The 20,242-nt window shown below is 71.2% G+C and carries 18 protein-coding genes, 1 pseudogene and 1 riboswitch (1 of these 20 cut by a window edge); of the genes and pseudogenes, 11 read left to right on the forward strand and 8 right to left on the reverse strand.

The features are described from left to right. The 3 genes from V5F49_RS06595 to V5F49_RS06605 all read right to left on the reverse strand — a co-directional run. Window positions 1–93, reverse strand: the 5' end (the start) of a protein-coding gene (locus V5F49_RS06595; RefSeq protein ID WP_394118342.1) for an energy-coupling factor ABC transporter permease. 585 nt of this gene lie to the left of the window's left edge; only the first 93 of its 678 coding nucleotides appear in the window; it begins with the start codon at window positions 91–93; the stop codon falls past the left edge of the window. A 37-nt stretch (window positions 94–130) separates the two neighbouring features. Continuing rightward, window positions 131–346, reverse strand: a riboswitch (cobalamin riboswitch). Between the two features lie 43 nt (window positions 347–389). Continuing rightward, on the reverse strand, window positions 390–884 hold the full coding sequence (locus tag V5F49_RS06600; protein ID WP_394118343.1) for a peptide deformylase: 495 nt from the start codon (window positions 882–884) through the stop codon (window positions 390–392). Between the two features lie 104 nt (window positions 885–988). Continuing rightward, entirely contained in the window at window positions 989–2,296 is a 1,308-nt protein-coding gene (locus V5F49_RS06605; protein ID WP_394118344.1) for an MFS transporter, read from the reverse strand. 338 nt (window positions 2,297–2,634) lie between these two features. On the opposite strand from V5F49_RS06605, the gene V5F49_RS06610 reads away from it, so the two are divergent. The 4 genes from V5F49_RS06610 (at window position 2,635) to V5F49_RS06625 (ending at window position 6,561) form a co-directional block, all read left to right on the forward strand. After that, a complete protein-coding gene (locus tag V5F49_RS06610; RefSeq protein ID WP_394118345.1) occupies window positions 2,635–3,585 on the forward strand; it encodes a GlxA family transcriptional regulator in 951 nt (316 codons plus the stop codon). 219 nt (window positions 3,586–3,804) lie between these two features. Beyond that, window positions 3,805–4,461, forward strand: a complete 657-nt coding sequence (locus V5F49_RS06615; protein ID WP_509210754.1) for a hypothetical protein — start codon at window positions 3,805–3,807, stop codon at window positions 4,459–4,461. Window positions 4,462–5,042: 581 nt separating this feature from the next. Beyond that, entirely contained in the window at window positions 5,043–5,591 is a 549-nt protein-coding gene (locus V5F49_RS06620) for a hypothetical protein (protein ID WP_394118347.1), read from the forward strand. A gap of 259 nt (window positions 5,592–5,850) precedes the next feature. Further along, entirely contained in the window at window positions 5,851–6,561 is a 711-nt protein-coding gene (locus V5F49_RS06625; RefSeq protein ID WP_394118348.1) for a L,D-transpeptidase, read from the forward strand. A 97-nt stretch (window positions 6,562–6,658) separates the two neighbouring features. On the opposite strand, the gene V5F49_RS06630 is transcribed toward V5F49_RS06625, so the two are convergent. From V5F49_RS06630 to V5F49_RS06645, 4 genes and pseudogenes are all read right to left on the reverse strand, one after another. Continuing rightward, window positions 6,659–9,997: an error-prone DNA polymerase gene (locus V5F49_RS06630; protein WP_394118349.1), complete on the reverse strand. Its 3,339-nt coding sequence runs from the start codon at window positions 9,995–9,997 to the stop codon at window positions 6,659–6,661. Further along, complete coding sequence (locus tag V5F49_RS06635) at window positions 9,994–11,418, reverse strand: Y-family DNA polymerase (RefSeq protein ID WP_394118407.1); 1,425 nt, start codon at window positions 11,416–11,418, stop codon at window positions 9,994–9,996. The genes V5F49_RS06630 and V5F49_RS06635 overlap by 4 nt, the downstream gene beginning before the upstream one ends. Window positions 11,419–11,446: 28 nt before the next feature. Beyond that, entirely contained in the window at window positions 11,447–12,259 is an 813-nt protein-coding gene (locus V5F49_RS06640) for an ImuA family protein (protein ID WP_394118350.1), read from the reverse strand. A 446-nt stretch (window positions 12,260–12,705) separates the two neighbouring features. Then, window positions 12,706–13,359 (reverse strand): annotated as a pseudogene (locus V5F49_RS06645) (hydrolase). A 146-nt stretch (window positions 13,360–13,505) separates the two neighbouring features. Between V5F49_RS06645 and V5F49_RS06650 the strand changes: the two are divergent. Continuing rightward, window positions 13,506–14,408 carry a LysR family transcriptional regulator gene (locus V5F49_RS06650; RefSeq protein WP_394118351.1) on the forward strand — a complete coding sequence of 301 codons (903 nt, stop codon included), beginning with the start codon at window positions 13,506–13,508 and terminating at the stop codon, window positions 14,406–14,408. Between the two features lie 126 nt (window positions 14,409–14,534). Here V5F49_RS06650 and V5F49_RS06655 read toward each other — a convergent pair whose 3' ends face one another. Further along, window positions 14,535–15,437 carry a LysR family transcriptional regulator gene (locus V5F49_RS06655; RefSeq protein WP_394118352.1) on the reverse strand — a complete coding sequence of 301 codons (903 nt, stop codon included), beginning with the start codon at window positions 15,435–15,437 and terminating at the stop codon, window positions 14,535–14,537. Window positions 15,438–15,596: 159 nt separating this feature from the next. On the opposite strand from V5F49_RS06655, the gene V5F49_RS06660 reads away from it, so the two are divergent. Genes V5F49_RS06660 through V5F49_RS06685 form a run of 6 tightly spaced genes read left to right on the forward strand, consistent with a single transcriptional unit; the run spans window position 15,597 to window position 20,165 of the window. Next, on the forward strand, window positions 15,597–16,613 hold the full coding sequence (locus V5F49_RS06660; RefSeq protein ID WP_394118353.1) for an ABC transporter substrate-binding protein: 1,017 nt from the start codon (window positions 15,597–15,599) through the stop codon (window positions 16,611–16,613). Further along, on the forward strand, window positions 16,610–17,335 hold the full coding sequence (gene rutB, locus V5F49_RS06665) for a pyrimidine utilization protein B (RefSeq protein WP_394118354.1): 726 nt from the start codon (window positions 16,610–16,612) through the stop codon (window positions 17,333–17,335). Before V5F49_RS06660 ends, rutB begins: the two co-directional genes overlap by 4 nt. Window positions 17,336–17,342: 7 nt before the next feature. Next, window positions 17,343–17,729, forward strand: coding sequence for a pyrimidine utilization protein C (gene rutC, locus V5F49_RS06670; RefSeq protein ID WP_394118355.1), 387 nt, complete (start codon window positions 17,343–17,345; stop codon window positions 17,727–17,729). A 12-nt stretch (window positions 17,730–17,741) separates the two neighbouring features. Beyond that, entirely contained in the window at window positions 17,742–18,545 is an 804-nt protein-coding gene (locus tag V5F49_RS06675; RefSeq protein WP_394118356.1) for an ABC transporter permease, read from the forward strand. A gap of 31 nt (window positions 18,546–18,576) precedes the next feature. Next, on the forward strand, window positions 18,577–19,374 hold the full coding sequence (rutD, locus tag V5F49_RS06680; RefSeq protein WP_394118357.1) for a pyrimidine utilization protein D: 798 nt from the start codon (window positions 18,577–18,579) through the stop codon (window positions 19,372–19,374). Next, window positions 19,371–20,165, forward strand: a complete 795-nt coding sequence (locus V5F49_RS06685) for an ABC transporter ATP-binding protein (protein ID WP_394118358.1) — start codon at window positions 19,371–19,373, stop codon at window positions 20,163–20,165. Before rutD ends, V5F49_RS06685 begins: the two co-directional genes overlap by 4 nt. Window positions 20,166–20,242: the final 77 nt, after the last annotated feature.

Raw genomic sequence — 20,242 nt, forward strand, 5'->3', positions numbered from 1 at the left:
GGCGAGCTTGAGGGCATAGCCCCCCGCGCCCGCGGCCGTGACGTAGCTGAGCCAGATCTTCCCGCCGTCCACGAGACCGGGTTCGATATGCATGAAACTGCTCCTGTGCCGTCCCACCGACGGCGTTCGCGTTGGCACCGTGCGCATGGCCGGTCTCCTGACTCGCGGGTCGTAGCCGCGCCTTCCGTCTTCCCGCCCGGGACAGGCCCGGTCAGTGACATCGTGGAAGGCCGCTCGCCGCTCACAGTCGCGGGGGCGGTCGGGGCTTGGGGCGCAGGCGCCCTTCCCCATTCCCGTTTCAGTCCGGACGGGATGCGTCCGGACCACCATGCACCGTGGAACTGGGCGCCCAAGCAGGGCCGCTGTCAAGCGCGCAGCGCCGCATCGCCTCAGCGTCCGAGCTTTTCATAACGCCGCACCAGACGATCGCGCCTGAGGCGCGACAGCCGCTGGACCCAGAAGATGCCGTCGAGCTGGTCGATCTCGTGCTGGTGGCAGACCGCCCGCAGCCCCTCGGCCTCCTCCTCCCCCACGGTTCCGTCGAGCTCCTGGAACCGCACGGTGACGCGGGCGTGCCGGTCCAGTTCGTCGGTGACGCCGGGCATGGAGATGGACCCCTCCATGTGCCGCATCATCTCGTCCGAGCGGGCGATGATCTGCGGGTTCACATAGGTGCGCGGGCCCTCCTCCGGCGACAGCTCCAGCACCACGACACGGGCCGGCACGCCCACATGGGGGGCGGTGATGCCGATGCCCGGCGCGGCGCGCAGGGTGTCGAGGAGATCCGCGGCCAGGCCGGCGAGGGCATCGTCGAACACCGTGACGGGGGCCGCCACCGTCTTGAGACGGGGATCCGGGTACCTCACAATGTCACGAACCGCCACGACTTATCCCCCTGCGGCCGACCCGCGCGGCCCGAATCGCCGATCGAGGCTCCCGCCTTTTCCACCGCCGGGCAAGCCGCCCCAGCCTCCTCGCCCGTCTGTGCTCAGGCCGGCACCGCCGCCGGCTCCGGGCCGCGCCGCTCGCGCACGGCGACGATGGCGACGGCGGCGAGGAGGCAGAGGACGCCGGCGACGAAGAAGGCCGGCAGATAGGTCTGGTAGAAGGTGCGGCTGAAGCCCGCCCCGTAGGCCGCCATGGCGGCGCCAAGCTGGTGGCCGGTGAACACCCAGCCGAACACGATGTTCGCGCGCTCGCCGAAGCGGTCCGCGGTGAGCTTCACCGTGGGCGGAACGGTGGCCACCCAGTCGAGGCCATAGAACACGGCGAACAGCGACAGGCCGTAGAAGCTGAAGTCGCTGTAGGTCAGGAAGATCAGCGAGAGGCCGCGCAGCCCGTAGTACCAGAACAACAGCCAGCGGCTGTCGAACCGGTCTGACAGCCAGCCGGACCCCACCGTTCCGAAGAAATCGAACACGCCGATCATCGCCAGCACCGAGGCGGCGGTGACGGCGGCGAGCCCATAGTCGCCGCACAGGGAGACGAAATGGGTCTGAACCAGCCCGTTGGTGCTGGCCCCGCAGACGAAGAAGGTGCCGAACAGCACCCAGAAGGTGGCCGAACGGGAGGCATCGCGCAGCGCCAGGAGCGGCGAGGCCAGCATGGCGCCGAGGCTCGCCGGACGGGGCGGCTCGGCCACCGGCCCGCTGCTGCCGTACGGCGCGAGGCCCACATCGGAGGGGCGGTCGCGCATCAGCGCCAGCACCGCGACCGCCGCCAGGAGGATCATGGCAAGCACGAACACCAGCGCGGAACGCCAGCCCAGCGTCTGCGACAGCTGCGCCAGCCCGGGCAGGAACACGAGCTGCCCGGTGGCCGTGCTGGCGGTGAGGAGGCCCATGACGAGGCCGCGGCGCTGCGCGAACCAGCGGGTGGCCACCGTCGCCCCCAGCACCATGGCGGTCAGCCCGGTGCCGAGCCCCACCACCACGCCCCACAGCGCGATGAGGTGCCAGAGCCGCGTCATCACCAATGAGCCGAGGATGCCGGCGGCGATCAGCCCCAGCGCCATGGTGGCGACGGGGCGGATGCCGAAGCGGTTCATGAAGGCGGCGGCGAACGGCCCCATGACGCCGAACAGCATGAGGCGGATGGCGAAGCTGGAGGAGATATCCGCCGTCGCCCAGCCGAACTCGGCCTCCAGCGGACCGATCAGCACGCCCGGGGCGCCGACTGCGCCGGCGGTGACCAGCATGGTCAGGAAGGTGACGGCGGCAACCACCCAGCCGTAATGGATGCCGCGCCGGGCGAGCGCTTCGGCCAGGGGCGAGATGGCGGAGGAAGTGGGGGGCATGACGCTTCCTTGATATGCGGGCAGCTACACGTAAATGAGCGCGCGAAGCGCCCCTGAACTCAGGCGGATGGCCCTCCGGCACGCGTAACCGGGCGTCGGCGAGCATGGAGAGAAGGGATCGGCTGTCTGATCGCCTCGATACATGCATATACCCGCATAGAGACTGCGTCCAGTCGCCTGATACGGTCGCCGCATTCGATGGGAGCGCGTGGAGGCCACGCCCTCAAGCGCGCCGGCACCGGCCCGAAGGCGCTCGGCCCCGGCAAGCTTCCCCTTTTCGCGGGGTTTGACCCACCGGCATGACTGAATTAATCTGACCCGTCGTTTCAGGACATGCGATGCGCCAGATCGGCCTCATCCTCGAGCACGGTTTCCAGCTGATGGGCCTTGCCGCCCTGTCGGCCTTCGAGCTCGCCAATGCGGAGCTCGAAGGCGACGGATACCGTCTCACCGTCATGTCCGAGACGGGCGGCATCGTGCGCTCGTCCATGAACTCCGGCATCGAGACCATCGCCCTCGGACCCGTGCCCGACACGCTGATGGTGGTGGGCGAGCTGGAGCCGCGGCCGGTCTCGCCCGGCCTGCGCGCCTATATTGCCCATGCCGGCTCGCAGGCCCGACGTGTGGCCGGGGTCTGCACCGGCGCGTTCGGGCTGGCGGAGGCCGGCCTTCTGGACGGGCGCGCGGCAACCACCCACTGGGCGCACGCGCGGCGCCTGCAGGAGGAGCACCCGTCCATCCGGGTGGATGCGGACCGCATCTTCGTCCGCGACGGCCATGTGTGGACCTCGGCCGGCATGTCCGCCGCCATCGACCTCACGCTGGCGCTGATCGAGGACGACCACGGCGCCGCGCTCTCGCGCAAGGTCGCCCGCAAGCTGGTGGTCTATCACCGCCGGCCCGGCGGGCAGTCCCAGTTCTCGGCCCTGCTGGAGCTGGAGCCGCGCTCCGACCGGGTGAAGCGCGCCCTCATCTACGCCAAGGAAAACCTGCGCAATCCGCTCTCCGTCGAAGAGCTGGCCGAGGCGGCGAGCCTCTCGCCGCGCCAGTTCAGCCGCGTGTTCCGGGAAGAGACCGGCCAGTCGCCAGCGAAGGCGGTGGAGACGCTGCGGCTGGAGGCCGCGAAGCTCATGCTGGAGGACGGGCGCCACGCCATGGAGGAGGTGGCGCGCGACACCGGCTTTGCCGACCGCGACCGGATGCGCCGCGCGTTCCTGCGCGCCTACGGCCAGCCGCCCGCCAGCCTCCGCCGCAGCCTGCGGCTGATGGAGGGCGACGACGCCGGCTGACGGCGGCCCTGCCCTATCCGCATGGCCTGCGCCAGCCTGCTCCGCACGACCGGCGCGCCCGAAAGCCTGCCTTTCCCGAGCATGCGGCCGGCCGCCGGGACGCCCGCGATCGCAGGCGTCCGTGCCGGTGTCCGAAGGCCGGCGGTTTCGGGTGGACCAGTGCGGCGGGACGTGGACCATGCGGGCGGCCACCCTGCCCTCCCGATCCGCACGCTCCCCATGACCACCGACCATCCCGTGACCGCCAGCCCTCATCGCTGCAACCGCGTCACGCCTTTCGGGACCCGCGAGGCCGTCGCCGAGCGCGGCCTGTTCATGGGCAACCGGGGAAACCTGCGCCGGCCGGACGGCACGCTCAAGGTCTGGCATGCACGCGGCTGGGTGTGCTGCCTCACCTCGTTCCGGGGCCGGCGCCTCGAGCTTGACGCCCCCGGACGCTACACACCGCTGTTCTTCATGGACGAGGCGGTAGCCCTCGCAGCCGGCCACCGGCCCTGCGGCGAATGCCGGCACGCCGACTATCAGGCCTTCAAGGCTGCCTGGCGCCGGGCATTCGACATGCCCGTCGACGCGCCGCTCGCCGTGGCGCAGATCGATCGGGCGCTGCACGCGGCCCGGGTCCGGCACGGGCGGCAGGTCCTGTCCCGGGCGCCGCTGCGCGCGCTGCCGACAGGCACGTTCGTCACCTGCGACGGGGCGCCGGATCACGCCCTCCTCGTGCGCGAGCGGCAGCTGCACCGCTGGAGCCACGCCGGCTATGGCCCCGCCCCGTGGCCGGGAGCGGATGCGCAGGTCACCGTCCTCACCCCGGCGCCCACGGTGGCGGTGCTGCGGGCGGGCTACCGGCCGCGACTGGCGGATATCGCCGACGCCTGAGCCGGGCCGAAGGCGCGACCGCGGACCGGACTGTGGCTCCCCCTGCGTCCCACGAGCCGGAGGGACGGGCCCGGGCCCGCCGAGGCCAGCTTCTCCCGCCGGACACGGCTTTTCCGTGCGGCCTTCGCCACCAGCGGGGGTGAGCGGGCTCGCCGGATGCCAGAACCTGCGAGGCGAAGGCCGATCCTCACGGGTCGCGGCGGGCCGTCGGTGGAGAAATGGAACGTGCCCCTGCGCAGCTTTGCGAGGTCGTCGCGCATCTCTTGACGGCCATGAGCGCGCGGACCGGCGGGTGGAGGATCGGCGACGACGATGGCGCGGCCCGCGGCACGGGGCGCACTGCCGCTTTCGCCTCCGCCTGCCCCGCTCATGCCCGTTCGCCGCATACGAAGAGATGGCTGGGCGGCTGGTCCGTATGATTGAGGCTCCCCCGCCTCCGCTGGCACCTTGTGCGTGACCGGACGGCAGAGCGCGCCGCCGGCCAGAGACATCGAAATCCCTCCTGCAGCACCCCCCGGCCGCGATGCGCGGGTCGGGGGAGCGACTTCCTCGTGTCAACACCAGACCGGAGTGATCAGACCATGACCGTCATTGCCGACATGATCCTCTCCCAATCGGCCTGTTCAGCCGAGATGGAGATCCCCCTCGCCGCGGTCGACATCGCCGACTGGCTGTTCCACCTGCCCGAGGCCGAATATCTGCGCTGTTGTCCGCCGGATCACATCGCCGCCGGCGTCACCACCACCGACGACGGCCGCCCCATGTCCATCAACGTGGAGATGATCGGCAGCGCGCTCGTGGTGCAGCACTATGTGGCTGAGGTGGCGACGCCGGCCTATTGCCGGATGAGCTCCATCTCCGACGTCTTCACGCCGGCCGGGCGCACGCAGGTGAATGTGGTGTGGGAACTGATCGCCGAGGCGATCGACGGGCGGCGCACCCGCTACACCAACCGGGTCACATCCCACCCCACCGCCGCGTTCATGGACTTCCTCGAAGCGCATGGCCAGACCTTCGCCGAGGCGGCAGCGGCGCGCCAAGCCGCCGGTGGCGATCACAACCGGCGGGAGACGCCGCTGTTCGCGGCCAGCATCGCCCGCAAGGCCCTGGGCCGGCGCGCCGCGGCGTGAGGGCAGATCGTCGGGCCGGAGCGAAGCGCGACGCGGGAAGCCGGCGGGATCAGGACTGGCGACCGGCCGTCTTACGGCTGGTCGTGAGCCGGCGGCGAAGGCTTTCCGGCGCGGCCGGCGGGCCGTGGCATGCTACCGCAGCGCCGTCCCGCGCTTGCCAGCCGCGCCGCGGGACGGCAAAGTCCGCCCGCACAAGGATCAGCAGGGACAGGCCGGCGGGCGCTCTCGCCGGCAACAGGATACGGGAAGCTTCGACATCATGATCATGAACGGTGGGAACGCCGCGGCTGGCGCCATTGACGGGATGGCCGCTCCGGGGCTTCGGTCGGGGGCGCTGAGCCGCCGGACGTTTCTGGTCGGGTCCGCCGTCAGCCTCGGCGCGCTGGGGCTGGCCGGCTGCGCGGGAACCGAGGGGATGAGCCTCGCCGAGGCGCAGCAGGTCTATGGACCCGTGCCCACGGAGAAATTCGCCATCCCGGCGGTGGACGTCGCCAAGGTGAACCCCAAGTACTTCCGCAGCACGGTGCGCTACGAGAGCAAGGAAGCGCCCGGCACGATCATCGTCGATCCCAGCAATTATTACGTCTACCGGATCGAGGAAGAGGGCATGGCCACCCGCTACGGGGCCAACGTGGGCCGCGCCGGCTTCCTGTGGAGCGGCGACGCCTATGTGGGGCGCAAGGGCGAATGGGCGACCTGGACCCCGCCGAAGGAGATGATCAAGCGCCAGCCCGAGGCGGCCAAATACGCCGGCGGCATGCCGGGCGGCCTCGACAATCCGCTCGGCGCGCGCACGCTCTATCTCTATCAGAACGGCACCTACACGCTGTACACGATCTACGCCAGCAGCGACCCCGAATCGATCGGCACCGGCGTCACCAGCGGCTGCGTCGGCCTGCTGAGCCAGGACATGATCCACCTGTACGCACGCACGCCGGTCAAGACCAAGGTGGTCGTCCTGCCGGCCTGAGGGCGCATCGGCAGTCTGCCGGGGCGCCAGCGGCCCCGGCCTTTCCGCCCCCGCCTCCCGCCGTCCTCCGCTGGCGGCTCTGGGCGCCGGCGCGACATCAATGGAAATCCCGCGACTTCGGCAGGATGCGCACCTGCCGGGGGTGCCCCTGGCGCGGCGCCGGCTCGATGCGCGGGCTCGCCGGCCGCTGCCCGGGCCTCGCCTCGCGCCGCATGCGCGGGTCCTCGCCCGGATCCGCGTGGGGCGCGGGCAGCATGTGCGGACGCTGTGGCGCCGGGTCGTCGAACAGCCGGGCCAGCTCGGCGGAGCGGTCGGTCACCCGCTCGACCATCACGTGGATGACGCCCTCCTTGCTCTTCTGCACCCGGCCTTCCACCGCCACGAGGCGCGCGCCCATCACCTGCGCCCGGAAGCGCTCGAACAGCCGGGCCCAGAGGAGCACGTTGACGATGCCGGTCTCGTCTTCCAGCGTCATGAAGATGGCATTGCCCTTGCCCGGCCGCTGACGCACCAGCACGATGCCGGCGGTACGCACGAAGCTGCCGTCGCGCCGTGCCGCCACCTCGGCGCTGCTGGCGATGCCTTCCCTCCGGAAGAGGTCGCGCAGGATTCCCATGGGGTGGCCCTTCAGCGAGAGGCGCGTGGTCTGGTAGTCCACCGCGATCTGCTCGGGCAGCGGCATGAGGGGCAGCTGCGCATCGGGCTCCGCGCCGAGCTCGCGCGCCTGCGCCGCCGCGAACAGGGGCAACGGCGCGTCATCGGGCAGGCGGCGGACGGCCCACGCCGCCTCGCGCCGCCCCAGCCCGAGGGAGCCGAAGGCGTCGGCATCAGCCAGCCGCATCAGCGCCCCCACCGGCAGCCGCGAGCGCATGGCCAGGGTCTCGATATCCCGATAGCCCGCGCCCCGCGCGGCCACCAGCCTGCCCGACCATGCTTCGTTGAACCCGTCGATCTGCCGCAGGCCGATGCGCAGCGCGAGGTCGCCGCTGGGGCGGCGCTCCAGCGTGTTGTCGTGGACGCTGTGGTTGATGTCGGCGGGCAGGATCTCGACACCGTGCTCGCGCGCATCCCGCACGATCTGCGCGGGGGCATAAAAGCCCATCGGCTGCGCGTTCAGCAGCGCCGCCGCGAACACGGCCGGGTAGCGGCACTTGATGAAGGCGGAGATGTAGACCAGCTTGGCGAAGGAGGCCGCGTGGCTTTCCGGAAAGCCATACTCGCCGAACCCCTTGATCTGCTCGAAGCAGCGCATGGCAAAGGCCGGATCGTAGCCGCGCGCGCTCATGCGCTCCACCAGCAGGGTCTGGAACTGCCCGATGGTTCCCAGGTTGCGGAAGGTGGCCATGGCGCGGCGCAGCTTGTTGGCCTCGACCTCCGTGAAGGCGGCGGCGACCATGGCGAGCTTCATCGCCTGCTCCTGGAACAGGGGGACGCCCTTGGTGCGATCCAGCACGTCGCGCAGCTCGTCGGGATCGTGCGGGGGCCGGGGCGAGGGGTAGGTCACGGGCTCGCTGCCCTCGCGCCGGCGCAGATAGGGATGCACCATGTTGCCCTGGATCGGCCCGGGCCGGACGATCGCCACCTGGATCACGAGGTCGTAGAGATCGCGCGGCTTCATGCGCGGCAGCATGTTGATCTGCGCCCGGCTCTCCACCTGGAACACGCCGATGGAATCGCCCCGGCAGAGCATGTCGTAGACATCCGCCTGGTCCGCCGGGATGTCGGACAGCCCGTAGTCCACGCCCACGTGCGCGCGCATGAGGTCGAGCGCCTTGCGGATGCAGGTGAGCATGCCGAGCGCCAGCGCATCCACCTTCATCAGGCCGAGCGTGTCGATGTCGTCCTTGTTCCATTCGATGAAGGTGCGGTGCTCCATGACGGCATTGCCGATGGGCACCATCTCGTCCAGCCGGCCCTGGGTGAGCACGAAGCCGCCCACATGCTGCGAGAGGTGGCGCGGGAAGCCCACCAGCCGGCCGGCGAACGCCACCGCGCGGCGGATCGAAGGATTGGTGGCATCGAGCCCGGCCTGGGCGATGCGGTCCTGCTCCAGCATGTCGCCCCAGCTGCCCCACACCATGCCGGCGAGGCGCGCGGTGACGTCCTCGGTGAGGCCGAGCGCCTTGCCCACCTCGCGGATGGCGCTGCGCGGGCGATAGGAGATGACGGTGGCCGCGATGCCGGCGCGGTGGCGGCCATAGCGCTCGTAAATGTACTGGATCACCTCCTCGCGCCGCTCGTGCTCGAAATCCACGTCGATGTCGGGCGGCTCCCGGCGCTCGCGGGAGATGAAGCGGGCGAACAGCAGGTTGCTCTCGGCCGGGTCGACGGCGGTGATGCCGAGCACGTAGCACACCGCCGAATTGGCCGCCGAGCCCCGCCCCTGGCACAGGATGCCCTTCTTCTCCGCGAAGCCGACGATATCGCGGATGGTGAGGAAATACGGCGCGTACTTCAGCTCAGCGATCAGCGCCAGCTCGTCCTTCAGCTGCTGCTCCACCCCGGCCGGCACGCCCTGGGGATAGGCGATGGCCGCGCGCCGCCACGTCATCTCCGCCAGCCACCCGTCGGCCGTATGGCCCGGGGGGATCGGCTCCTCGGGATACTCGTATTTCAGCTCCCCCAGGGAGAAGTCGATGCGGGCGAGGAAGTGCCGCGTCTCCTCCACCGCCTCGGGCGCGTCGCGGAACAGGCGGGCCATCTCGGCGGGCGACTTGAGGTGGCGCTCGGCATTCACCTCCAGCCGGCGGCCGGCGGCCTCGATGGTGGTGCCCTCGCGGATGCAGGTCAGCACGTCCTGCAGGTCGCGCTGCGCGGGGTGGTGATAGAGCACGTCGTTCATGGCCAGCAACGGCACCCCGGCGCCGGCCGCCAGTCCCTTCAGGGCGGCGAGGCGGCGGCGGTCATCGCCGCGGCGCGGCATGTCGGCACCGAGCCACAGGGAGCCCGGCGCGGCCTCGGCCAGCGCCGCGAGCGATGGCGCCAGCAGGGCGTCCGGCGCGTGCGGGGGCATGAGGATGAGCGAGAGCCCGCGCGGATCGCCCAGCAGGTCGTCGCGGGCGAGGATGCACTCCCCCTTCGCGGCGCGCATGTTGCCAGTGGTCAGCAGCCGGCACAGCCGCCCCCACCCGGAGCGGTCCTGCGCATAGGCCATCACGTCCGGCGTGCCGTCCGCGAACACGAGCCGCGCCCCGACCGCGAGTCGGAACGGCAGCCGCGCCTTGGGATCGCCGAGCTCCTCCTGCAGGGCCTCTTCCGCGTCCTTCACCGCCGCATAGGCCCGCACCACGCCCGCCACGGTGTTGCGATCGGCGATGCCGATGCCGCCATGGCCGAGCGCCAGCGCCCGGGCCACGAGGTCCGCGGCATGGGAGGCGCCCCGCAGGAAGGAGAAATTGGTCGTCACCGCCAGCTCGGCGTAGAACCCCGCGCTCATGGGAACAGCCCGTGCAGGAACCAGCGCGGCGGGGCGGGCTCGCGATCGTAGAGCCCCACCCGGAACAGCCAGAAGCGACGCCCCTGGCGGTTCTCCACCCGGTAATAATCGCGCGTCGGCGCGGCCTGCCCCTGCCGCCACCACTCGGCGGCGATCCGCTCCGGCCCCTCGGCATGGACCACCTCGTGCAGCACGCGGCGCCAGCGGAAGCGCAGCGGCGGTCCGTCGGGAACCTCGGCCACCGCCTCGATAGGCTGGGGCGGGTCGAACATGGTCAGGGGACGGGGCGGCAGGTCGGCGAGGTCGGCCGGCTGCGGTCCCGCGGGCGGCACTGGGCCGGCCGCGGGCACGAGGCTGGCGGCGCGATCGGGGTCATGGGTGTCGCGCATCATGAAGCGCAGCACGCGGTCCCGGCCCAGCCGGGCCGTCAGCCGGTCGACCAGCGCGGCCACCTCTTCCTCCTCCTGGGCGCGGCCATCGAGGCTCACCTGCTCGGGCGAGCGCGCCTCGGTATGCAGCACGGCGAGCCGCACCAGATCGAAGCCGAAGCCGGGATCGAGCGGATCGGCCAGGGCATCGAGCTTTTCCCGGAACAGCCGGCCCAGGGATTTTGGATCGCGCGAGGGCCGCGCGGTCTCCACCAGAATGCGCCGCACCGCGCCGTCCACCCGGAAGAAGGAGGCCTCGAACGCCCGCCCGCCGGCGCCGCGCGCCTCCAGCATGACGGCGAGATCCTCCAGCAGCATCCCGACCGTGCCCTCCACGTCCTCGATCCGCCCGATGGGCTCGGCGAAGCGCCGCTCGGCGATGCAGGCCGGCAGCGTGCGGCGTGGCACGATGGGCATGTCCTCCTGCCCCAGCGTGCGCCGCAGCCGCGTCAGGAGCGCCTCGCCGAAGCGCGCGGCGAGCGGCGTCCCGGGGCGCGCGGCGAGATCGCCAATGGTCCTGAGCCCCGCGCGGGACAGGCCGACCAGGGCCTGCTGCGGTGGCTCCAGCGCGGAGATGGGCAGCGGGGCGACATGTTCCGCCTCGCGTCCGGGCGGCACCACGCCGCCCCGGCCGCAGCGGGCGAGCGCGCGCGCCGCCTCGGGCGTGCCGGCCACCACCGCATGGAGCGCCAGCCCGTGCCGCCGGAGATGCTCCACCAGCCGCGTGCGCATCATCGCCTCGCCGCCGAACAGGTGGGCGCAGCCGGTGATGTCGAGCACGAGCCCGTCCGGCCCGTCCAGCCCCACCAGCGGGGTCCAGCGGTCGCAATCATCGGCGACCTGCTCGAGGAGAGCGGCATCCGCCATGGGGTCGTGGTCGACCACGGCGAGGTCGGGCACCCGCGCGCGCGCATCCGCCAGCGTCAGCCCCGGCGCCAGCCCCACGGTCCGCGCCCGGGGGGAGACGGCGGCCAGCCGCAGCGCGCCCTGCACCCGCTCGACGAACACCAGCGGCGCCGCCTCATCCGGCGTCACGCAGGGGCCGGAAGGGCGTGAGTGCTGGCGGCGCAGCCGGTCGGCCGGCAGGAACGGGAACCACAGCGCGAGATAGCGGGGCGATGTCGCGGAAGGAACGGCTGTCATGGTCCCACTCCAGAGTCCACATATGGCCGGAAAGGCCGGCGCGATGGCGCAGCAGCGTGACGGCGAAGGCCGGCGCCCCCGGCGCACCGGCCGCTAGCGGGCTGGAAACCACCGGCCGGACGAGCCAGCGGGTGACCGCGACGCTGGGCGCGGGCCGCGCCGTCATGCGCAGCAGGAAGAGGGGGACGCCGGAGGCGCGGGCCCGCAGCGCCAGCCGCCGCGTGGCCGTCAGGTCCAGCGCCTTCGGTTCTCCCCACGGCTCCAGCAGCACCGCCCCCAGCCCCGGACAGACCGCCGCGTCCCCGGCCGCGCGGAGCGCCTCCTCGGGATTGCCCGCGCGGATCAGGATGAGCCGCGACGGATCGAGCCCGAGGCCGAGCAGGCCGGGAGCATGAAGCACGCCGGCCTCGGCATCGAGAAAGCCCTGTCGCACCCAGACGATGGGCTGCGCGGCGTCCCGCGCGCCGCAGGCCCGCAGCGCCAGGGCCAGCGCGAAGCCGGAGGCGGCGGGGATGTCGGCGCCCTCGGCGGCATGGACCTCGTGCAGGGTCCCGCGCGCCAGCGCCCGCGACAGGACGCCGTCGGGGCCGGCGGCGCCCAGGCTGAAGACGGATGGGGCGCTGGGCAAATGCTCTGCCTCCAGCCCGGCGAGCAGTTGCCTCAGCGCGGAAACATCGTGTGCCGCGCTCATGATTGTTCCTGTTTTGTTCCTTCCAAAAGGGACTCAAACCGAGACGGGAGTCAAGCGTGCAGGGGCGGCCGGGACCGGTGTCCGACCGGGTCAGGCGGCGGGCGATTTGCAGGCGGATGCGCCGGCGCAGGGCGCGCGCGAAGGGGCGCAATGCCGTCCCACGGGAGGATCGGTGCGCGGCAATCCGTCCGCAGTTCCGGCCACGGCCGGCCGGAAGGTCGGCCCTCGATCTGCGCGCCCCGACGATCCGCGTCCCGTTCCCCGGGCGGCACCCGCGCAGCACGTCCGCAGGAGGAGCCGGCGGGTGCGATGAAGCCCCTGCCGGACGGGAGCGCCATCGGGCGGGACCGGGAGGGCCGCACGGCCGGCCTCCCGAAAGGAGACGGCGCGGCTCGATGCGCGGCAGGCTTCCATGCCGCCCATCGAGACCAGCATCCGCCCCCGGCTCAGCCTGCGCTGGCAGGCACCGGCGTGTTGAGCAGCTGCTGCTCCCACAGGAACGCGATGCCGCTGCCGCCGGCATGCTGCGTGATCACCTGCGTCAGCGCGGCGGCCTGGTCGGTCCGCGCCCAGTCGCGCTGCCACTCCGCCGCCAGCGCCAGCCAGGTCATCATGTTCGCGCCGGCCGCGATCATGCGCTGGATGGCGACCTGATGGGCCTCGACCGAAACACCGCCGCATGCATCGGTGATCACGGTCACGTCCCACCCCTCCCCGAGGGCCTGGATGGTGGGCATGGCGACGCACACCTCGGTCCACAGGCCGGCGATGACCAATTGCCTGTGGCCCGTGGCCTTGACCGCATCCACCACCTTCGGATCCTGCCAGGTATTGACGAGGGTCCGGTCGATGACGTCCTAGCCGGGGAAGACATCGGTGATCTGGGGGAAGAGAAGGCCGCCCCGCTCGGCGATCACGGTGGTCAGGATCGTGGGGACGCCGAAGGCCCTGGCGGCCTTGGCCAGGCCGGCCGTGTTGTTGATGACCATCTGCGGCTCGTGGCTGTTCACGTTCGCGAGCTGGTAGGGCTGGTGGTCGATCAGGACGAGGACCGAGTCTTCGGGGCGCAGGAGCGAAGCCAGGCCGTTTCGAAAGGTCATGTGCCATCCTTGCTGCCGCGTGAGGCGGCATGGGTTTGCGGAAGACATCCGTCAGGGCGACGTTGCCTGGAACAGGTTGCCGTTCCCGGTGACGCTGCGGCAGCACCCGCTCACGGCAAGCTGTGTCGCGCAAAGGGGAACGCCAGATGGACATCGAGGAGCTGCGCACCTTCGTGGAAGTGGCCGATGCCGGCGGCGTTTCGCCTGCCGCGCTGCGGCTCGGCGTCTCGAAGTCGGTGGTCAGCCGGCGGCTGGTCCGGCTCGAGGCGGAGCGCGGCGCCCAGCTTCTGGCGCGAAGCACCCGGGGCGCCGCGCTCACGGAAGCCGGGGCCACGTTCCGCGACTATGCGGCGAGGGTCTGCGACGAGATCGACTCGGCCCGGGAAACCATCCTGCCCTCCGGCGAGCTCCGGGGCCGGTTGCGCGTGGCCGTGCCGCTGTCCTTCGGCCCGACGCACTTCGCGCCCATGCTCGCGGAGATGGCGCGGCGCCATCCCCGGCTCCACGTCCACACCTGCTACAGCGACCGCTTCGTCGACCTGATCACCGAGGGGTACGACTGCGCGATACGCGTCGGGTATCTTCAGGACTCGAACCTGATCGCCAGGCGCATCGGAACCATACACGGGCAGCTGGTGGCCAGCCCCGCCTACATCGAGGCGCACGGGTCGCCCGAGACGCCGGACGAGCTCCTCGCGCACGAGGCTCTCATGCAGGGCACCGAAACCTGGCAGCTCACCAATGGCGACAGGGTGGTCACGCTGCGTCCGCAGGGGCGGTTCAAGGCCGACAACGGCACCGCCCTCGCCGCCGCGGCGGTGGCGGGGCTGGGCATCGCCTATCTCCCCGACTGCCTGATCGAGGGCTACCTCGCCTCCGGCGCGCTCCGGCCGGTCATGACGCGCCATCCGCCCCCTCCGGCCGGCGCATATGTGGTCCGCCCGCCGGGCCAGTATCCGGCGCGCAAGATCCGGGTCCTGACCGAACTGCTGATCGAATACTGCAATCCCGCTCCGGCTGGAGAGGGCGCCGGTCCCGGGGCAAGCTGAACCGCTCCGGCTTTCCCGGAACCGACAGGGCGGCCCCCTCGCCCCCTCCGCTGTTCGGGAGCGCGGAACGGCGCCTCCCGGCGCGCGCCCGGCGCCGCCGGTACGAGTGGCGCGTGGCCTCCCGCCTTATCCCGGTGTCCGGAAGTCCTCGCGCACGGCGCCGGCAAGGATGGTCCGGTGCAGGGAGCGGCCGGCGGGCGAGAGGTCGCGGCCGGCGCGCTTGATGAGGAACAGCTGGCGGTGCACGTGCGGCGCGATCAGCGGGCGGAACGTCAGGACGGGATGGCCCTCCTGCGGCCAGGCAAGGCTCGGCAGAGGGGCGACGCCCACCCCCGCCTCCACCATGGCCAGCAGGGTGGCCGGATGCTCCGCCTCGTGGTGGGGTGCCGTGGCCACGGGCAGGCCGCGATCCATCTCCAGCCGGATGCCGGTGCCGGCCGCCATGGCGATGAGGCCGGCCTCCGAGGCTTCCGCCCACGTCACCTCGCTGCGCGCCGCCAGGGGATGGTCGCGGCGCATGACGAGGGCGAAGGTGTCGGTGAGCAGGAAGGTGCTGTCCAGCTCCGGATCGTCGCCGGGCACGTTGGCGATGCCGAGCTCCGCGTCGCCGCTGCGCAGGGTCGAGATGATCTGCTGGCGCGGCGCCTCCCGCACGCTCACGCTCACCATGGGATAGGCGGCCTGGAACCGCGCCAGCACCGACGGCAGAAGCCGCAGCGCCACCGAGGGCACGCAGGTGACGGCCACATGGCCGCGCCGGTGCTCCTTCAGGTCCCGGAGGTCCTGGAGCTGGTGCTCGAGGTCGCCCAGCACCCGCTGGATGCCGGGCAGGAAATCGCGCCCCACGGCGCTCAGCTGGACGCTGCGGGTGGTGCGGTCCAGCAGGCGCACGCCGAGCTCGCCCTCCAGCTGCTGGACCGCCTGGCTGAGCGCCGACTGGGAGATGCCGAGGAGCCGCGCGGCACCGCTGAAGCTGCCGCTCTGGGCGACGGCCACGAAGGCGCGCAACTGCCGGAGATTCAGATTCATCGTCATTGCTTATAAATATATCTATTTTTCCCGACTTGTTAATAAGACTTCTCGATGCCAATATTTTAATCGTGATCAATAATTATGCACACGCCTAATCCGTGCGCATAGGACGGCGCGGCACACGCGCCGCCACCTTCCTTCCGAGAGGCTTCTGGCATGGTCATGGATCGGCGCTTCCTCCTGAAACTGTCTCTCGCGGGCGCGGCGGCCGGCGCCTTCGGCCCGCTGGGCACGGCGCGCGCGGCCGGCACGCCCGTGGTCATCTCCGAGGCGCTGCGCCTCGGCATGTATTCGGCGCTCTACGTGGCGGCCGACCGGGGGCTGTTCGCCAAGCACGGACTGGAAGGCGACATCTCCACCGCCGGCGGCATCGCCTTGCCCACCCCCATCCTGCTCTCCGGTCGCGCGCAGTTCGCGGTCACCAGCCCCGGCATGTCGGTCAATGCGGCGCGCGAGGGCGGCAGGCTCAAGAACATCGCCAAGATCGTCGGCGGCGTCTCCATGTGGGCCATGGCGCGGCCCGACAGCCCGATCCGGTCGGTCCAGGATCTGCGCGGCAAGACCATCGCCACGCTGAAATTCCCCTCCTCCACCATCCAGGTGCCCACCTATGCCATGAAGACCATCGGCGGGTTCGACCCCAAGGAGGCGGGCGTGACCTTCCTCGAGCTGCCCGCCGGCGCTCAGGCCGCCGCGGTGAAGGACGGCCGGGCGGACGTGGCCACCGCGTTCGAGTGGGACATCTCCATCGGCGCCGAGCAGTTCGGCCTGAAGCCGGTGCTCTCCTTCTCCGACATCATCGGCCCGCTCGCCTTCACCACCGCCATGGCGAGCGAGGACTACATCGCCCAGAACCCCGCCATCGTGCAGGGCTTCTGCAACGCCATCGCCGAAGCGCAGAAGCTGATGCACGCGGACAATGCGGCATTCACGCAGGCGGCGGAGAAATTCTTCCCGAAGGTCGCGCCTTCCGTGATCGCCAATGCCACCCGGAACTTCTTCGGATCGCGCACCGCCATTCCCAGGAACCCGACCATCTCGAGCGAGGACTGGACCCGCGCCATGGAGCTCGAGGCGGGCGGCGGCTCCATCAAGGCGCCCCTGCCCTATGCGCAGATGGTCGACAACTCCTTCGCCCTCAAGGCGGCGAAGGATTTCGGAGTTGCCGAATGACCGTCTCCACCAGCTATCCCCCGTCCCGGCGCACGGTGACCCTGCCCGCCCGTCCCGAGCCGCTCACCCTCGCCGTCGAGGAGACCGCGGTCATCGTGGTCGACATGCAGAACGCCTATGCCTCGGAAGGCGGATACCTCGACCTCGCCGGTTTCGACATCTCCGGCGCGAGGGGGGCGATCTCGGCCATCGCCGAGACGGTCGAGGTGGCGCGCGCCGCCGGCGTCACGGTGGTCTTTTTCCAGAACGGCTGGGACAAGGACTATGTGGAGGCGGGCGGCCCCGGATCGCCCAACTGGCACAAGTCCAACGCGCTGAAGACCATGCGCAAGCGCCCGGAGCTGCACGGCACGCTTCTGGCCAAGGGCGGCTGGGACTATGCGCTGGTGGACGCGCTCACCCCGCAGCCCGGCGACATCGTGGTGCCGAAGCCCCGCTATTCCGGCTTCTTCAACTCGCAGTTCGACAGCATCCTGAGGGCGCGCGGCATCCGCAACCTCGTCTTCTGCGGCATCGCCACCAATGTCTGCGTGGAATCCACGCTGCGCGACGGCTTCCACCTCGAATACTTCGGCATCCTGCTGGAGGACGCCACCCATCAGGCCGGGCCGGACTATGTCCAGAAGGCCGCCGTCTACAACGTGGAGACCTTCTTCGGCTGGGTCTCCAACGTCGCCGAGTTCCGCCGCGCCTTCGCGCAGACCCCTCCCAAGCAGGATTGAGGCTTCCATGACCTCCCGCGCCATCATCCCCCCCGGCTCCGGAACGCCGCTCGCCCCCTTCTCCCCCGGCATTCTCGCGGACAACGTCGTCTACGTGTCCGGCACCCTGCCCTTCGACAAGGACAACAACGTCGTCCATCTCGGGGATGCCGCCGCCCAGACGCGCCATGTGCTGGAGATCATCAAGGGCGTGCTGGAAACCGCCGGCGCCTCCATGGCCGACGTGACCTTCAACCAGATCTTCCTCACCGACTGGGCCAACTACGCCGCCATGAACGCGGTCTACGCGGAATACTTCCCCGGCGAGAAGCCGGCCCGCTTCTGCGTGCAGGTGGGCCTCGTGAAGCCCGGCGCCCTCGTGGAGATCGCCACGACCGCCCACAAGCGGGGCTGAGCGGTGAGCGAGATGTCCGCTCCCCTCCCGGCTCCCTCGCGCGTGCTCCGGGGCGGCTGGCAGGTGCGCCTGCCCTCCGCCCCGCGGGTGGCGCTCTACCAGATCGCGCTGCTGGTCGCCCTCCTCGCCGCCTGGGAGGCGGCGGTGAGCATCGGCTGGCTCCCGGTCTATCTCTACGGGCGGCCGAGCGGCGTGTTCGCGCGGGGATGGCAGCTCATCCTCTCCGGCGAGCTGGCGCGCGATGCGGCACTGACCGCCTGGGAGGCGGTGGCGGGCTTCGTCATCGGCACCGTGCTCGGCAGCGCGGCGGGGCTCGTGCTCTGGCTGTTCCCCGCCGGCGCGGCGGTGCTGCGGCCCTACATGATCGCGCTCAACGGCCTGCCCAAGATCGCGCTCGCGCCGCTCATCATCGTGTGGTTCGGCATCGGGCTGGGCTCCAAGATCGCCATCGCCGCCATCATCACCTTCATCGTCGCGCTCATCACCGCCCAGCAGGGCGCGAAGGAGGTCGACGACGACCTGCTGAAGCTCATGCGCTCGCTGGGCGCCAGCCGCCTGCGCACCTGGCGGACGGTCATCGTCCCCGGCGCCATGCCGTGGATCGTCTCGGCCTTCCGCCTGAACGTGGGCTTCGCGCTCATCGGCGCGGTGGTCGGCGAGTACATCGCCTCCAAGGAGGGCCTCGGCTACATGATCTACTACGCCGGCGTCCTCTACGACCTGAACGCCGTGTGGGTGGGCATCGCCGCGCTGATGGCCGTCGCCCTGCTGATGTACGGCGCCGTCGACCTCATCGAGCGGCGCCTGCGCGCCTGATCTCCCTCCCCTTGCCGGACGAAGACGTTCCATGCCCTACGCGCACGGCGGCGACGCCGACATCTATTACGAAATCCACGGCCGGGGCACGCCGGTCCTCCTGTCGGCGGGAATGGGCGGCGGCGGCGGCTTCTGGCGACCGCAGGTGGAGGCGCTGTCCGCGCGCCACACGGTCATCCTCTACGACCATGCCGGCACCGGCCGCAGCGCCCGGGACATCGGCCCGCGCACCATCCCGGAAATGGCCGCCGACATGGCCCGCGTGCTGGACGCCGCCGGCGTGGACGATGCCCATGTGGCGGGCCACGCCATCGGCGGCATCATCGGCATGGAGCTGGCCCTGAGCGCCCCCGGGCGGGTGCGCAGCCTCACCGTGGTGAACGGCTGGGCGCGGGCGGACGGCTTCCTGCGGCGCTGCTTCGAGGTGCGCACGCGCATCCTGCTCGCCTCCGGGCCGCAGGCCTATGTGCGGGCGCAGCCGCTCTTCCTCTATCCGCCGCGCTGGATCGCCGCCAACATGGCCGCGCTGGAGGCGGAAGAGGACCACATGGTGGCGAACTTCCCCTCCGCCGACACCATGCTGAGCCGCATCGAGACATTCCTCGCCTTCGACGGCAGGGACCGCATGGGGGACATCCGCGTCCCGACCCTGCTGGCGGTGGCGCGGGACGATGCCCTCGTGCCCTCCTACCTGTCGGAGCATCTGGCGGCGGGCATCCCCGGCGCCCGCATCGCCGAGGTGGAATGGGGCGCCCACGCCTTCACCGCCGTTGAGCCGGACCTGTTCAACGACATGCTGCTCGCCTTCTGCGCGGAGACCGACCGATGACCGAAGCCACGACCGCCCGCAAGGTGGTGCTGCGCGCCAGGGATGTAGGCATGGTCTTTGCCGGCCGGAACGGGCCGGTGGAGGCGATCCGCAAGGTGGATTTCGAGCTGTACGAGGGCGAGACGCTCGCCATCGTCGGCCCGTCCGGCTGCGGCAAGTCCACCCTGTTCAACGCCATCTCGGGCCTGCTGAAGCCGACGCGCGGCCTGATCGAGGTGGACGGGCTGCGGGTGGACGATGCCACCGGCCATGTGGGCTACATGCTCCAGAAGGACCTGCTGCTGCCCTGGCGGACCGTGATGGAGAACGTGGTTCTGGGCCTCGAGGTACGCGGCGCGCCGAAGGCCGAGGCCCGCACCATCGCCCAGGGCCTGATCGAGGCCTACGGCCTTTCGGGCTTCGAGAACGCAAGGCCCGCGACCCTCTCCGGCGGCATGCGCCAGCGGGTCGCCATCATGCGCACGCTCGCCTTCGACCCGAAGGTGATCCTGCTCGACGAGCCCTTCTCCGCGCTCGACTTCCAGACCCGCCTGCTGCTGCAGGCGGACGTGGCGCGCATCATCGCCGAGCGGCGCAAGAGCGCGATCCTGGTCACCCACGACATCGGCGAGGCCATTGCCATGGCGGACCGCGTGCTGGTGCTCAGCCTGCGGCCGGCCAGCGTGCGCGCCGTGCACGAGATCCACCTGCCGCGCGAGGGCGCCGACCCGGTCGCCCTGCGCGCGGATGCGGCATTCAACGCCTACTTCTCCGCGATCTGGAAGGATCTGGAGATCCCGAAGGCCGCCTAGGCCTGCCGGCGGGCGCCTCCGTCCCGGATCTGCGCATGTTCCCGGGCGCCCGCGGACCGGCGACGACGCCTCGCGGG

The organism is Xanthobacter lutulentifluminis, from assembly GCF_043194675.2.
Lineage (GTDB): Bacteria > Pseudomonadota > Alphaproteobacteria > Rhizobiales > Xanthobacteraceae > Xanthobacter.